General features: G+C 48.4%; 8 protein-coding genes. 1 reads left to right on the plus strand and 7 read right to left on the minus strand.

The features are described from left to right. The 7 genes from ACIDE9_RS12825 to ACIDE9_RS12855 all read right to left on the minus strand — a co-directional run. Nucleotides 1-5389 (minus strand): retention module-containing protein (locus tag ACIDE9_RS12825; RefSeq protein ID WP_411995110.1); only part of this gene is annotated, 5389 nt, incomplete at its 3' end. A 206-nt stretch (nt 5390-5595) separates the two neighbouring features. Continuing rightward, nucleotides 5596-7401, minus strand: coding sequence for a TolC family outer membrane protein (locus tag ACIDE9_RS12830; protein WP_411995111.1), 1806 nt, complete (start codon nt 7399-7401; stop codon nt 5596-5598). 217 nt (nt 7402-7618) lie between these two features. Next, a complete protein-coding gene (locus tag ACIDE9_RS12835) occupies nt 7619-8296 on the minus strand; it encodes a LuxR C-terminal-related transcriptional regulator (protein ID WP_411995112.1) in 678 nt (225 codons plus the stop codon). A 5-nt stretch (nt 8297-8301) separates the two neighbouring features. Then, nucleotides 8302-9714: an HlyD family type I secretion periplasmic adaptor subunit gene (locus ACIDE9_RS12840; protein ID WP_194754251.1), complete on the minus strand. Its 1413-nt coding sequence runs from the start codon at nt 9712-9714 to the stop codon at nt 8302-8304. Nucleotides 9715-9718: 4 nt separating this feature from the next. Continuing rightward, nucleotides 9719-11863 carry a type I secretion system permease/ATPase gene (locus ACIDE9_RS12845; RefSeq protein WP_411995113.1) on the minus strand — a complete coding sequence of 715 codons (2145 nt, stop codon included), beginning with the start codon at nt 11861-11863 and terminating at the stop codon, nt 9719-9721. 137 nt (nt 11864-12000) lie between these two features. After that, nucleotides 12001-13929, minus strand: a complete 1929-nt coding sequence (locus ACIDE9_RS12850; protein WP_411995114.1) for an EAL domain-containing protein — start codon at nt 13927-13929, stop codon at nt 12001-12003. A gap of 118 nt (nt 13930-14047) precedes the next feature. After that, complete coding sequence (locus ACIDE9_RS12855; RefSeq protein ID WP_194754248.1) at nt 14048-14722, minus strand: transglutaminase-like cysteine peptidase; 675 nt, start codon at nt 14720-14722, stop codon at nt 14048-14050. 190 nt (nt 14723-14912) lie between these two features. On the opposite strand from ACIDE9_RS12855, the gene purB reads away from it, so the two are divergent. Beyond that, nucleotides 14913-16286 (plus strand): adenylosuccinate lyase, encoded by a 1374-nt coding sequence (gene purB, locus ACIDE9_RS12860; protein WP_411995115.1) that lies wholly within the window; start codon nt 14913-14915, stop codon nt 16284-16286. Nucleotides 16287-16413: the final 127 nt, after the last annotated feature.

Below are 16413 nucleotides of genomic sequence, written 5' to 3' on the forward strand. Positions count from 1 at the left end.
CTGGCGTAATTGAAGTCGCTTTCGCTTCTTCAATGTTGATGATGCCATCACCACCGAAGTTAGCGTCCAGCGCGATTGTTGCCACTGGCGGTGTCAGGTCAACGGTATAGGTCAATTGTGTTGACTGACTCAGGCTATTGCCAGCATTGTCACTAACAGTCACTTTTGCATCGATAGTCTTGTCTGGGTCAGCAGCCAGCTCGTTACCAGCCACATTGACGCTGAAGCCCAGTTTACCGTCAGGACGCGTAATAGCAGTTGTGTTGTAATCTTTACCATTGATGGTCACAACGACTGGATCACCTGCTTTAGCGTCACCACCAACAGTACCAGTCACCGCAATAGTTGATGTCGCTTTAGCCTCTTCGATATTAATAATACCGTCGCCAGCAAAGTTGGCATCAAGCGCAATCGTTGCAAACAGGTTTGGATTTACGGCCAGTTTATAATCTTGTGTATCCGTCGCTGTTGCGCTGTTACCTGCAGCATTGGTTGTCGTCACGCTCGCAAAGATCGTGCTGTCAGAGTCTGCTGCCAAGTCTGCACCAGGCACATTAATTGAGAACTTACCGCCAGTTTGCACTGTGCCGGTGAACTCTTTGCTGTTAATGGTCAAAGTAACAACATCACCTACTTTAAATTGACCACTGACTGTACCAGTCACTGGAATCGCTGCAGCAGTAGACTCAGCGACGTTCACGATGCCGTCACCCGCAACGTTTGCATCCAGGCTGATCGCCAGTGCTGGCGGCAACAGGTTTACTGTATAGGTTTGAGTATCGGTCGCTGTCGCACTGTTACCTGCCGCGTTTGTTGTCGTCACGCTCGCAAATACGGTGCTGTCTGAGTCAGCAGCCAAATCAGCACCTGGCACATTAATCGAGAAAGTACCATCTGTCGCAACTGCGCCAGTGAAATCTTTGCCATTGACTGTGATCGTCACAATGTCGCCAGTTTTAAACTGGCCACTCACCGTACCAGTCACTGGGATTGCAGCGGCTGTAGATTCAGCCACGTTCACAATGCCGTCACCTGCAACGTTCGCATCCAGACTGATTGCAACTGCTGGTGGCAATACATTCACCGTATATGTTTGCGTATCGGTTGCTGTTGCGCTATTGCCCGCAGCATTGGTGGTAGTGACGCTGGCGAATACCGTTGCGTCAGGATCTGCTGCCAAATCTGCGCCAGGCACATTAATAGAGAAAGTACCATTTGCCGCAACTGCACCAGTAAAGTCTTTACCATTAATCGTCACCGTCACGATGTCGCCAGTTTTAAACTGGCCACTCACGGTACCACTTACTGGGATTGCTGCTGCCGTAGATTCAGCAGCGTTCACAATACCGTCACCAGCCACGTTTGCATCCAGGCTGATGGCAACTGCTGGTGGCAATACGTTCACAGTGTATGTTTGTGTATCGGTTGCTGTCGCACTATTACCTGCAGCGTTGGTGGTAGTGACGCTGGCGAATACTGTACTGTCTGCATCAGCAGCCAAATCGGCACCAGGCACATTAATGGAGAAAGTACCGTCTGTCGCCACTGCGCCAGTAAAGTCTTTACCGTTAATCGTAATCGTCACAATGTCGCCAGTTTTAAACTGGCCGCTCACTGTACCTGTCACTGGAATCGCAGCGGCTGTAGATTCAGCAGCGTTCACAATGCCATCACCGGCAACGTTTGCATCCAGACTAATGGCAACTGCTGGCGGTGCTGTGTTGACAGTATAAGTTTGGGTGTCAGTAGCTGTTGCGCTGTTACCTGCAGCGTTTGTTGTTGTCACGCTCGCAAAAATAGTGGCATCAGCGTCAGCTGCCAAATCAGCACCTGGCACATTGATAGAGAACTTGCCACCATCTAATACCGTACCAGTGAAGCTCTTGTCGTTGATCGTCAGAGTCACGGTATCACCAACCTTGAACTGGCCACTCACTGTACCAGTCACTGGAATCGCTGCAGCAGTAGATTCAGCAGCGTTCACAATGCCATCACCTGCAACGTTTGCATCCAGGCTGATTGCCAGTGCTGGCGGCAACAGATTGACTGTGTAAGTCTGTGTATCTGTTGCTGTCGCACTGTTACCTGCCGCGTTGGTGGTGGTGACGCTGGCGAATACTGTGCTGTCTGCATCAGCAGCCAAATCGGCACCTGGTACATTAATGGAGAAAGTACCGTCTGTCGCCACTGCGCCAGTAAAGTCTTTACCGTTAATCGTAATCGTCACAATGTCGCCAGTTTTAAACTGGCCGCTCACTGTACCTGTCACTGGAATCGCAGCAGCTGTAGACTCAGCCACGTTCACAATGCCGTCACCTGCAACGTTCGCATCTAGGCTAATCGCCAGTGCTGGTGGCAATACATTGACAGTGTAGGTCTGGGTATCGGTTGCGGTCGCATTATTACCCGCAGCATTAGTCGTTGTCACGCTCGCAAATACGGTACTGTCAGAGTCAGCAGCCAAATCTGCACCAGGAACATCAATCGAGAACTTACCACCAGCTTGTACTGTGCCAGTAAAATCCTTGTTGTTGACGGTCACAGTGACTACATCACCCACTTTAAAATCACCACTGACTGTACCAGTCACAGGGATTGCAGCAGCTGTAGATTCTGCTGCGTTTACAATGCCGTCACCTGCAACGTTTGCATCCAGGCTAATCGCCAATGCTGGCGGCAACAGATTGACTGTGTAAGTCTGGGTGTCTGTTGCTGTCGTGGTATTACCTGCGATGTCTGATGTCGTAACACGCGCATCAATCGTTTTGTCCGCATCAGCGGCCAAATCGGCACCAGGAACATTAATTGAGAAGGTACCTGCCGCAGTCACAGCACCTGTGAAGTCTTTACCGTTGACGGTCACAGTGACAATGTCACCCGTTTTAAATTGGCCGCTTACTGTACCAGTCACTGGAATTGCTGCGGCTGTAGATTCAGCCACGTTCACAATGCCATCACCTGCAACGTTCGCGTCCAGGCTAATAAACAGCGCTGGTGGAACGGTATCAATCGTAAAGTTCAATGGTGCGGACGGATTGCTGGTATTGCCAGCTGGATCAGTCGCAGTGACAGTGATGCTATGTGCGCCGTCAATCAATGGTGTTGTTGGTGTGAACGTCCATGTGCCATCTGGCTGAACAAGTGTTGTACCAAGCTTGGTGCCATTATCGTAAATAGTCACCGTATCGCCAGGATTGCCGCCCGTGCCGCGAATTTCTGGTTTGTTATCATCAATCGAAGAGTTATTAACAATCACACCTTGGATGGTGCCTACATCATCATACCCTTCAAATGCTGGAGTGTTAGGCGCAACGGTATCAACAGTAAAGTTAAGCGGTGTTGATGGATTGCTGGTATTGCCAGCTGGATCAGTCGCAGTCACTGTAATACTGTGTGAGCCATCAACTAATGGTGTTGTTGGTGTGAATGTCCAGGTGCCGTCTGGCTGAACAAGGGCAGTACCCAGCTTGGTACCATTATCGTAAATGGTGATCGTGTCGCCAGGGTTGCCATTGGAACCACGAATTTCAGGCTTGTTATCATCGATGGTTGAATTATTAACGATCACACCTTGAGTTGGGCCAACATCATCAACACCTTCAAATGCTGGCGTATTAGGCGCTACTGTATCAACCGTGAAATTCAACGGTGTCGATGGATTGCTGGTATTGCCAGCTGGATCAGTCGCAGTGACAGTGATGCTATGTGCGCCGTCAATCAATGGTGTTGTTGGCGTGAATGTCCATGTGCCGTCAGGCTGAACAAGGGCTGTGCCGAGCTTGGTGCCATTGTCGTAAATGGTGATTGTGTCGCCAGGATTGCCATTGGAACCACGAATTTCAGGCTTGTTATCATCAATGGTTGAGTTATTAACGATCACACCTTGTGTTGGGCCAACATCATCAACACCTTCAAAAGCAGGCGTATTAGGCGCTACTGTATCAACCGTGAAACTCAACGGTGTCGATGGATTGCTGGTATTGCCAGCTGGATCAGTCGCAGTGACAGTGATACTGTGTAAGCCATCAACCAATGGTGTTGTTGGCGTGAATGTCCATGTGCCGTCAGGCTGAACAAGGGCTGTGCCGAGCTTGGTGCCATTGTCGTAAATGGTGATTGTGTCGCCAGGATTGCCATTGGAACCACGAATTTCAGGCTTGTTATCATCAATGGTTGAGTTATTAACAATCAACCCTTGAGTTGGACCAACATCATCAACACCGACAAACGCCGGAATATCTGGCGCGCTCAAGTCGATAGTTGCAGAATCACTACCTGGTTTAGATTCATTTTTGGCTGCATCAACGATGGTTGAAGTCACCGTAACAGTGTCTCCATCAGGCTGTGCTGGCACAGTTGTTGTAATGAAGCCATTTGTTTTGTCGTTAGCTGTGATAACAACCTGTTTAACAGTACCGTCATTGGACTTAACAACGACAATATCCCCTACATCGACCAAGCTTGGCGTGAACGACACTTTTACATCTATATCCCCATTAAGCTCGGCACGATTAATAAAGTTGTCGTTATTTGCATCTTCAGTAATTTCGACGATAGGAGCGTTGCCACCATTTGGAACATTGGTATCAATAATTGCAGAGTCTGAGCTTGAAGGCGATGTTTGGCCGGATTGATTGGTAATGCTTGCCGTTACTGTTAATGTAGAACCCTGAGCTGGAACCGGTATTTGCAACTCAACGGAACCGTTAGCAATATTAGCTGCTGACAATACGACACTGATCGTACCGCCGTTATGTACCACATTTAATGTGTCACCTGGTTCAAGTCCCGCTGGCAGTGTCACAGTGGCTTTGGTGGTTGTAGCATTACCCAATTCACCTGCGTTTAAATAGCCATCGTTATTATCATCATCTGATAACTCAATTACTGGCGCACCACTTGCTGGTGTCAGATACACATAATTAGGCGCAATGCTACCGCCTGTCGCTGCACCACCTGCACCAGTACCACCATCATAGTTGGCGCCACCGGCATTTTGTGTCTGGATTCTGTCCAGGTTTACAAAGCTGGTATTACCATCACTACCAGCCTCACCTGCAGCTGGGCTATCCAATACCTCTGTGATATCACGGCCTTCATTTAATGCTGTCAGCACCGCGTCAAAGACTGTTTGATTCACTGCATTTTCAGTGACGTCAGAAACATCCACCTGAGCCAGGTTATCAGTAATCTTGACTGTTTGCGCTTCGGCAAAATTCACGGTTTCACCGTTGGCCAGTTTCACGGCGACAGCAGCGCCAGAAGCAGTGATTACTTTATCGCCTGCATGCAGCACTTCACCAACTTTCAACATATGGCGATTGCCACTTGCATCTACAACGATAGCCATCCCTTGAATATTTGTAACAGTTCCGATTACTGTAGCCATGTTTATCCTCACTTAAGATTGAGACAATTCTGATAGTGACGTATTAAACGCCAATCCAAAACAGAAATCTATTGTACTAAAGTACAATGTCTGACCAGCCTGAAAGGCCATTACGCTTGCCAACACGCGCTGGCATATATAAAAAAAGCGGTGCCAATTTGGCACCGCTTTTTTACACTCCCAACAAGCAGGAGCTCAGATCAATATTACTGAGCGACAGACTGGAAGCGAATGACTTCAACACGACGGTTGGCATCATTACCACTTACAGGATCATTTTCAGCAATCGGCTGTGAGAATCCATAGCCTTTTACCATCAGGCGCTGGGCATCCATGCCTTTTTTAACCAGGTAGTCAGCAACCGCTTTTGCACGCTTCTCTGACAAGACCAGGTTGTACTTCTCTTTTGAGGTATTACGCTTGTCAGTATGACCAGCGATTTCAACCTTGTCATTGCCCCACTCTTTAACAACGTCGTATACGATATCCAGATCGGCATAAGACTCTGGCAAGATGATGGCGCTATTAGCCTGGAACAAGATACGCGGCGTGAATTTCATCGTCGCTTTTTCTTGTGTTTTGGGTTTGAAGGCTTCACCTTCCCAAGGTTTGGCATTAGCTAACAATGCAGCTTTGTCAGGCACTACTTGTGTGGGCGCAACCGCTTTACACACATTCTCGCGATCCATATACTCTTCACGTGGATACTCACCTACGTCAGCACGTGTCACACCCAGTTTGCTCAACAACAAGCCTTGACCTGCATAGGTTCTGGCATAAGCAGTGCTGAGGTCCATTTCCGCATTGGTAAAGTTACGACGGGACTGGAAATATTCGTTTTCTGTATCCAACAAGTCCAGCAAGGTACGTTGGCCGATATCATATTGCTTACGATAGGCCAGACGCGCATTTTCAATAGAGTCTTGGTGTTGCTTGCGGTAAGCCACTTGCTCGTTCAACTGCTTGATGTTGTTGTAAGCAATAGCCACCAGCTGACGTGTATCGATACACGCTTTGTCACGCAAGTCATGTGAACGATTTAAGGTTTCTACTGCAGAATCCAGGTTGGATTTATCAGTAAAACCATTAAAGATGTTCCAGCTGGCTGTCACTTCCAGAGTGTCTGCTGCCAATGTGCTGTTTTTGCTCGCATCATTCACATCAATCACTTTACGGCCTTGCAGGTCCAAGCGAGGCATAAATGGCGCTTTTTTGCCAGAAACAGACTTTTCAACCGCGATAATATTTTCAATCGCTGCCAGGATGTTTGGGTTTTGCTTGTAAGCAGCATCCAACACCTGATCCGCACTACCAGCCAGGCCATCACCGGTCAACATCACTTCATTGATGCTTTCAGGTGGCAACTCACCCACCAGGCGTTGAAAGCGAGCAGATACATCATACAAGTTGGTGGTTTCTGTCAGCAGGTTTGCTTCAGCCAAGGCCAGACGACCAGTTGCCTGCTCCAGGTCAACCTTCTTACCTACACCAGCATCCACGCGGGATTTGATCTTGTCAAAAATCTGCTTGTGCACGACAAAGTTGTCTTGCGCATAAGACACCAAACGGCGATAACGCAACAAATCAAAATAAGCGGTTGCCGTATCCAGCGCAACCCCTTGCATTTGACCTTGCAATTCATAGAAGCGGGATTTTGCAACGTGATCCAGGCGGCCGACTTCAGAAGGTGTCGCCAAACCATCAAAAATCATTTGACGCAAAGTCAATGTGGATTGCTGGTTAGGTGTAAAGGTGTTATTAACGTTTGGCGTCAGGCGCTCTTGATTTCTGAACGTTTGATCCACCGTCAAATTTGGCAGATATCGACCTTTGGCGGCAGACTCATCGAACTCTGCGGCTTTGAAAGCGTGGAAGCTGGCTTGAACCTCCGGGTTTTCGGAGACAGCCTTTTCGATAATTTTCTCTAACGTCTCAGGACTGGCAGCCCAACTAATAGACGAGAAAGAAAATACACCCATTAATAGTGCCGAGGCGATTTTTTTTAGTTTCATGTGCAGACTCTTAACAAGTTATAAAGATTCATCCAGAATCAGTATAACCACGGAATTGTGTCGGCACAAGGGCGAATAGCCCATCTGAGTAGTCACTTAGATGGGTTTTTAGTGAAAAATGTCACACATTTCATCTTTATGACAGCAGTTTTTTTGAAAAAATCTGATTAAATTCATTAATTTACAAAAATAAACATAAATTAAAATAATTAATCAATCATGAATTTAAATGTAATTTATTCAAAGAATCTTTTTGCACATTTTCATCGTGGGAGAAGTGTCCCTGAGCAGATTTACCTTGCAGGACTAATGCCAGGTGTAAACGATCTCGCACTTTCAAGGTGTCGAACACAGATGTTAGATGTGCTTTTACGGTGCGTTCAGAAATAGATAAAGCACGTGCAATTTCTTTATTACTATTGCCCTTAGCTGCCTCAAGTGCGACCTCACGTTCACGCTTGGTCAAACCATCTAATATTTCTTCCGTGGCATCCGGCTGCGGATTACCTCGTGTCGTCAATGTGATTAAATGTTTGAGCACATCCCGCCCTAACCAGACGCCGCCATGTGAAACAACGCTGTATACCTCTTGCAGCACGTGTTGATGGGCATAAGCGTGTAAATAGCCAACCGCCCCTAATTCCAGCGCCTGCATGGCTTCGGCCTGCTCCGGGTTGTTCGACAACACAATCACCTTGGCAGAAGGCAAGAAGGTTAATATCTGCTGCACATGCTTGCGCCACTGGTTACCTTGCTCAATTTGTGCATGTACCCAGATAATGGAAGCCCCGGCGACATCTGCTGACACAACATCCGCAATCGTCGTCAATTGCGGAAAAGCCTTGAGCCAGGACTCTATGGACTGTTTTAAGGTAGTGATAAATATATGCTTCATAGTAATTAGCGCTCGGTTAGTGCGTAAGATTTAGCTTTTAACACTGGTTTTAATAAGTAGGACAGCACTGTTTTTTTCCCGGTCAGAATATCAACCTGTGCCACCATGCCGGGAATAATCGGCAAGTGGTCGCCCAGATTATTCTTGTCTGTTCTTACCTTAACGACATAATATGCATTACCTTTATCGTCTATGGTGGAATCTGCTGCAATATCTTCCACTGCGCCATCCAAACTGCCATAAATCGTGTAGTCATAAGCAGTCAACTTAATCACCGCAGGCTGCTGCGGGCGGATAAACGCAATATCCTTGGTTTGCACTTTGGCTTCAATTACCAGCGCATCATCAGAAGGCACCACCTCCATGACTTCCTTGCCGGGCTGAATCACGCCACCTACGGTGTTGTAATACAGCTTGCTGACTTTACCGTTAACGGGTGACGTCAAGGTAGATTGTTTTACTTTATCTGATAGTGCGAGACTGGATTGCGTCAGGCTATTAATTTTGGCGGTGGTTTCGTTCAAGTCCGTACGAATTTTACTCAGGAACGACTGTTGAGCTTCTGACACTTTACGTCGGGCTTCAGAAATCGCTGCAGTCAAACGCCCCATCTGCGCCGACGCCTGATCAATATCCCCTTTCGCACGATTGGCATCACGTTCCAGCCTTAAGATCTCTATCTCTGATACCGCGCCACTATTTAATAAGGGACGATTGGCCGCCAGTTCTTTACTGGTGGAATCATAAGTTTTAATCGCCACTTCTTTCTTAAACTGCACTTCAGACAGTTCGCGCTCGCGCTGTGACAACTGATCCCTGGCGATATTGATCTGTGAGTTGAGCTCATCCCTGGCGGCATTAAACAATTGCAATTCTTGCAAGTAAGTATCAGGCGTTTTTTGCTGTACTTCGCTGGGAGGATTAAAACTGCCGCCATTGGCCAACGCTTTCAGGCGCGCCTCTTTGGCTTTGAGGGATAAATACTGGCTTTCATTTTCTTTTAATGAAGAAATAGCCCGTGTTTCATCAATCTTGATCAAAGGCTGACCCCGTTTTACGGTATCCCCCAACTGCACCATGATATCGACAACGATACCGCCATCCAGTGACTGCACAACCTGTATCTGGCGAGACGGAATCACACGCCCTTCGCCCCGGGTGACTTCGTCCACCTTGGCGACACTGGCCCAGACCAATAGCACCAGCAAAATCCCCAAAATACCGTACATAATCAGTTTCGCATGCAACATGGTGTCTTCTATCATCACATCATGTGCTTGCTCGGACCAGGTGCGTGATTCAGCGGTCTCGGTTTTGATGACTTTGTCTACCAGGGCATGCACTGGCTTGCCGAGGCGCACCCAGATACTGTCCGGCTTGGTGACTTCACCTAATTGATCGAATATTTTTTTTGCCATATTGTTATCTCGCCTTACCTACTTTGCCGGCGCGCAGCGCAGCAGTGACGTCCTCTTTATTACCATCTGCAACCACCTGACCGGCATCAATCACTATCAGGCGTTCCGCCAGCTCCAGCATAGCGTTACGGTGACTGATCACAATCATGGTTTTATCAGCTGTGGCTTGGGCAATGTTGCGTTTAACGGTTTCCTCACCAGAGTGATCCATGGCACTGGTCGGCTCATCCAGCAACACAATTTGTGGTTGCGTCACAAACGCCCGCGCAATGCCCACACCCTGGCGCTGGCCACCAGACAAGGTATCCCCGCGCTCGCCCACTTCCAGGTCAAAGCCTTTGGGATGCGCATTCACAAACTCTGCAATACCGCCTACTTGTGCGGCCTGTAGCACTGAATGATCGTCCGCATGCGGATGACGCAAGGTAATATTTTCACGCAATGAGCCATAAAACAAATGGTTATCTTGCTGGACATAGCCAATACTGCGGCGCAATTCAGCCGGATCAATCTGCCGCGCATCAATGCCATCAATCAGGATCGCGCCTTCGGTTGGCTGATACAGACCAAGAATCAGTTTATTAATGGTTGTTTTACCCGAGCCCATACGGCCAATCAGGCCAACGTGCTCACCTGGACGAATCCTGAAAGAGACCCGGTTCAGGGCCAACTCATCCGAGCCAGGATATTTAAAAGAAACATTTTTAAACTCGATTTCGCCCTTGAATGCTGGGCGGGATAGGAAATTAACCCCTTTGTTACGCTCCACCGGTTTACCCATCACCTCATCCAATGACTTCAATGAAGTCGCCGCCGTGTGATACTGCGTAAACAAGCCTGCGATTTGAGAAATCGGTGCCAGGCCACGGCTGGTTAATTGCGAGCAGGCAATCAATCCCCCCATGGTTAAATCCCCATTCGAGATTAAATACACGCCTAAAATCACAATCGCAACACTAATAATTTGCTGCAAGGCATAGGTACCATTGGTAATAGAAGAGGACAATAGTTTGAGCTTGCTGCCGACTTCAGATAAAAACAGCGCGCTTTTCTCCCACTTGCCCTGCATCTGGCCTTCCACGCCCATGGACTTCACAGTTTCCAGGCCTACCAGGCTTTCAATCAGTGTGGCATTGCGCTGGGCACTGGCCCGGTACATGGTTTCTGACAGGTCATGCATCTTGGTTTGCACGCTGAGAGAGTAAATCAATACAATCGCGCCACCAATCAATGCTGGCAACACCATATAAGGGTTAATCCAGGCAATGACGATCAGGAAAATAATGCCGAATGGCAAGTCGATCAGCGTCACTACGGTGGCGGAGGTAATAAAATCACGCACGCTTTCAAACGAGCGTAAGTTAGAGGCAAAAGAGCCAACAGAATTAGGCTTGGCTTCATAACGGGTGCCAAGCACTTTTTCCATGATTTGCGTACTGAGTTTCACATCAATACGTGCACTAGCCCAGTCCAGGAAATAAGCACGCATGGAGCGCAACAATAAATCGCCCAGCACAATCAGCGCAACACCAATGCCTAATACCCACAATGTTTCTACTGCCTTGTTTGGCACCACGCGGTCATACACATTCATGGTAAACAGTGGCATGGCCAAGGCAAAAATATTGATCAGCAAGGCTGCAACCATCACATCGCGGTAAATGCCCTTGTTCTCTGCCAATGTCCCCCAAAACCAGTGCCTGACTTTGACCCGCCCCACTTCTGGAGTCCGCGCATCAAACATAAAGTTTTGCTTGGTGATCAAGGCATAACCGGTATATTCCGCCGCCAGGTCAGCCAGGCTCATGGTTACCGCATCGGGCGACAAATCTGGGAATACCACCTGGGCAAAATGCTGGCTTTCATCTATTTTGATCAGTTGGCAGGCCCGGTGATTATTCAGCAGCAAGGTGACATCAGCCTGTGGTTGCAGCAATGTTGCAACCGCCCCCTGCTTCACTGTCACTTCCAGCCGCAAACGTTCAGCTGAGCGTTTAAACAATTCAGGATTAAGCTTGCCCCCTTCCAGCGGTAAGCCAGAAGTTAAAGCATCTCGGGTTGTTGCCAGTCGATTATGGCGACAGATATAAAGAAGACACTCGAGCAGAGCGTCTTTTGCGGTCTTATTAAAGTATGGCGTCGTTTCCATGGCAGATGACTTATTATTATCCTTATCTGAGTTAAATCAGTGACTGATTTACCGACTATTGATTGTATGGGGTGTTAAGCCATGTCAAAACGATGAGTATATGGCATAACACCCCGAAATTACAAAAATTGACACTTTTATAGTGCACCAAATTGTAAATTTTCCTGCACAAAGGGGCCGGTCACCGCTTCAATACCGATTGCATTCAAGCTATCCAGCTCTTGCTGGTCTTGCACACCTTCGGCAATCGGCACAATACCCATGGTGCGTACCATCATGCACAAACCGCGCATGAGAGACTGTTGTTGCGGACGCAGGTGAATGTCACGGATGAGTGACGCATCAAACTTGATGTAATCCATGCCCAGTTCATGCAAATCACCCAATTGCGCCAGGCGAGTGGAGACATGCTCCATGCCGACCATACAACCCAGGGATTTCACCAGGTGCACAAACTCTTTAAATTTCACAAAATCGCTGAATGCTGCTTCTTCGGCGACTTCAAAGCTTAACCGGGCTGGCGTTGTCACTGTCAGGATTAATGCTTGCAACTTATCTTTATATTCATCACTGCGCATTGCTGCCGCAGAAACGTTCACACTGAGGCTGGCATTGTTCTTCGTCAGCATATCAACGGCATATTCCAATGCCAAGCCGTCCAGTGTTTTGATCATATCGAGCTGGCTGGCCCAATCAATAAACGCACCTGCAGCCAGCCATTGATCGCCTTCATCAATATGCAAACGCAATGGGCACTCGTAGTGATACAGCTGCTGGTCGCGCTGCATGACCGGGTAGCAGGCCAGCTTGATCTGCTTCTGCTCAATCGCCTGCAAGAACTGCTCTTTCCATTGATTGAGGTAGTTTTTCCTTGAAGTGACGATGCTATTGGCATTCATCACCCGCATAGGAATCGCCGCCTGATCTTCAGCCAGGTCGAGAATAAACTGCATCACACGATGAATATCGACAAAGTCATCGCCTTTTTTAGTTTTGGTATGTGTGACCACAAACTGGAACTGCAACAATTGCTGTGCTGCGTTCAGCTTTTCCAGCACCAGCTTGAGCTCGGTAGTGACAGCAAAATCATCCAGTGGCTGTCGGCTGAAAATACCGAACACGCCTCCAGCCAGGCGACCACACACCACGTCCTGGTAATGTTCCATCTGCTGCTGCACGGCATCACCAACCTTTTTAATCAACTGGTTGGTCACGCTGTAGCCCATTTGCTTATCGATGTCAGGCAAGTTACGCAGTTGCACCAAAATCAACACACCTTCGACAAAGCCATCATTTTTGAGGGCAACCGAAGCCGTATTGGTGAAATGTGACTGGTTCATCAAACCGGTCACTTCATCGTAGTTGATTTGCTGGTTAAAGGTATTCAGGCGCTCAGACTCTGCCGTCACCATGGATTTAACGCGGTCAGACAGCGTATTCATGGTGCGCACCAGTTTCTGGAACTCTTCTGTGGCAGGTTCTGCAATGGTGATGTACTTGCGCTCGCCCAAGGCTTCGGCTTGTGCAATCACGTCATCCAATGGTTTCAGGATACGTTTCAGCCAGAAGCCGGACACGACATAACTGAGCAAGGCGACAATCAATGTCCACAACACGGCATGACGTGAGGTTTCCCACAATTGGTCATAAGCCAGCGACGGCTCACTCTCCAGCTCCAAGGTGCCATATTGTTGCCAGCCGGACTGGATATTGGCCACGCCAGGCTGAATATTGACGGAAAACACCGACTGGAACCAAGCCGGGGCGATGGAGTGTGGATGACGGTTCACCCGCTCGATCATCAGCTTATTGTCCGGCGAAATAATGGCAATGCGGCGATAGTGCCCCATATCAAACTGGGCGCTGATAATCAGCTCTACCGTGACATTGTCTTTCTGGATATTGGAAAGCGTAATCGCCAGCCCGTTGGCGTTATCGTTATTCTTTTTTTGCAACTGCTCAGCCATATAGCGGTGGTCATCATAAACACCGAGGAACAGGCATCCTGCCGCCACCATTAAAATAATGACAGAAATTGCAATTCGTATCTGTTTTACCAAAGACATTTGAAAGCCCTCTTACTTTCCTGGGGTGGATTCGGCCATAACCCGCCGTGCGTGCCGGCTTTGCGCATTAGCCTAGCATTCCGCCTCCATAATAACCACATTTCTAACAGGTTTTTAATCATTCCAATCCGTCCTGTCGCATACGCGTCAACACATCACGCCATTTGGAGATATTGGAAGGGGATCCAGCGCGCATATTCGGGTTATTCGCCACGAACAAGCCTTTATCATTAAAACTGAAGACAGGAGACAAATCACCGCGCTTAGAGGCGGGCAATAATTCAAAATTGAGGTTGTCGAGGACCAGTGGGTCACTGTTTGGCGTGGCATAATAAGTCAACACCATATGTGGACGGATAGATCCGCTAGGCATGCGCGCCCTGACATAAGTCAGCCGTAACTTGTCTTGCGACACGCCCAGCTTTTTCAGCAAGGTATATTTGGCAATACTAAAATCTTCACAGTCACCCGCCCCTTTGCCAAAGGTTTCCAGCGGACTGGCCCAGTAATCTTCCATGCCCCACAGGGTAATATCATCCACAAACAATACGTGCTGATTGGTAAAGTCATTCACCATATGCACCTTGGTCATCTCGCTGGCACCCGCCACCTGGGCGAACATCTCATTCATGCGCATGACATTCTGGTAAGCCTCTTCGCCATAGCGTTGCCGAATTTTTTCCAGCATGGCCAGCACATAGTCATCCGCCAGCGTCTGCGTCCATAGCAGACTCAGTGCCAGGCATAAGCCTGTCAGCAGTCGAGCAATCAATGGCGATACGTGGCGTCTCATGTGAAATTCATTCCCAGTGAGCGATTATGTCACGGCTAAATCAAGCACAATTTACCAAACAAAGCGGTTTTAATCGACAAATTCAGCACGCGTTTACATTGCTGCCGTGAATGGCAAAACACATTCAACAAAGACAAGCGTGGCTGGATTGGGTAAAATATCGGCTTTTGAATCGATAAGTTTTTTACCCATGACGTCTCTCACCACGCTCAACGCCCTGTCTCCACTGGATGGCCGTTACCAGTCCAAACTCGATCCTTTACGCCCTTTCTTTAGTGAATATGCGTTGATCAAATACCGGGCACTGGTAGAAGTCGCATGGTTAAAAGCACTGAGCGCAGCGCCTGAGTTGGCTGAAATTGCACCGTTCAGCCCAGAAACCATCGCCGAGCTGGATGCCGCCATCACGGCCTTTAGCGAAGCCGACGCCACTCAAGTAAAAGCGATTGAGGCACGTACTAATCACGACGTGAAAGCACTCGAATACTGGCTGAAAGAAAAATTTGACGGTAACCCTGAGATTAAAAAGGCCAGCGAGTTCATTCACTTTGCCTGCACCTCAGAAGACATTAATAACCTGTCACATGCCTTGATGCTGAAATCTGCACGTGATGCGGTGATGCAACCTAACCTGCAAGCAGTGATTGCGCGCCTGACCGAGCTGGCACATGCGCTGGCTGACCAGCCTATGCTGTCACGCACACATGGCCAGACTGCCAGCCCATCTACCATGGGCAAAGAACTGGCCAACGTGGTCTACCGCCTGCAACGTCAATTCAAGCAACTGCATGCTAATGAAGTGTTAGGTAAAATCAACGGTGCCGTCGGTAACTTTAACGCGCACTTGTCTGCCTACCCTGACTTTGACTGGGAAGGCTTTGCCAAACGCTTTGTCGAATCACTGGGCCTGACCTATAACCCGATGACCATCCAGATTGAGCCACACGATTACATGGCTGAAATGTATGACACTTTGTCACGCATCAACACCATCTTGATTGACCTTAACCGCGACATCTGGGGCTATATCTCGGTCGGCTATTTCAAGCAAAAAGTCAAAGCCGGTGAAATCGGTTCTTCCACCATGCCGCACAAGGTTAACCCGATTGACTTTGAAAACTCTGAAGGCAACCTGGGCCTGGCCAACGCCGTATTGCGTCACCTGGCAGAAAAATTGCCTATCTCCCGCTGGCAGCGTGACCTGACTGACTCTACCGTATTGCGTAATATGGGCGTGGCATTTGGCTACACCTTGCTCGGCTATGATTCTTGCCTGCGTGGCCTGAACAAGCTGGAAGTCAATCCACAACGTCTGGCAGAAGACCTGGACAATAGCTGGGAAGTATTGGCTGAACCGATCCAGACTGTGATGCGCCGTTATGGCATTGAAAACCCTTATGAGCAACTCAAAGAACTGACGCGCGGTAAAGGTGGCATCAACAAGCAATCTTTGCATGCCTTTATTGAAACCTTGCAGATTCCAGCTGAAGCCAAACAAGCATTGCTGGCCCTCACGCCTGCAACTTATACCGGCAAGGCCAGTCAACTGGTGAAGCATATTTAAATAGTGTTGACTAAGTCGATTTGATCCGGGATTTTCTTGCTCATCATGTAAAACATCCCGCTTATGAACAGGCAGTAAACATCTTGTTTCGCTGCCTGTTCTGGGCAAACACCACGTGCAAGCAGTT

It is taken from the genome of Methylophilus sp. 'Pure River' (assembly GCF_046765995.1).
Classification (GTDB): domain Bacteria; phylum Pseudomonadota; class Gammaproteobacteria; order Burkholderiales; family Methylophilaceae; genus Methylophilus.